1 protein-coding gene is annotated in these 444 nt (G+C 42.6%); it reads right to left on the bottom strand.

Features of this window, described 5'->3' with window-relative positions; genetic code table 11:
- On the bottom strand, positions 1–444 hold a 444-nt coding region (locus tag AAEZ06_RS26875; protein ID WP_350617105.1), incomplete at both ends, for a hypothetical protein.

The raw sequence follows: 444 nt of genomic DNA on the forward strand, positions 1-444 counted from the left end.
TCCTTATCGAGTCCTTGCACTACAAAATCACCGCTGACATCGTTATCATTGTAGCGGCTACGCACCTTACCAACGGTACGTTTTAAACTACCCGTAGCAGTAATATTGAGTGGATCAATGTAGGCTTTTTCTAAGGCACTGACCTCAGCAATAGCACTTAAGTCCAACGGATAGTCACCTTGCAAATCAATCTCACCTTGCAAAGCACTAACCTTGACGATATCTGCATACTGTAAATTGCCGCGACCTACCGTGACCATGCTGCCAACCCACGTCAAATCACGAGCGCTGATATCATGAATGACAATATGATCTTTGGTCACTTGTTTATAGACAATCGTTTTTATTTTGGCTTGATCAAAACGCAGATTTACCGGCAGTTTGAGCGTTTTATAATCAAATGGCTCACCCGTTGGCGGTTTTTTATTGATAATCTCAATACGC

This window comes from Pseudomonas sp. HY7a-MNA-CIBAN-0227, assembly GCF_040310325.1.
GTDB lineage: Bacteria > Pseudomonadota > Gammaproteobacteria > Pseudomonadales > Pseudomonadaceae > Aquipseudomonas.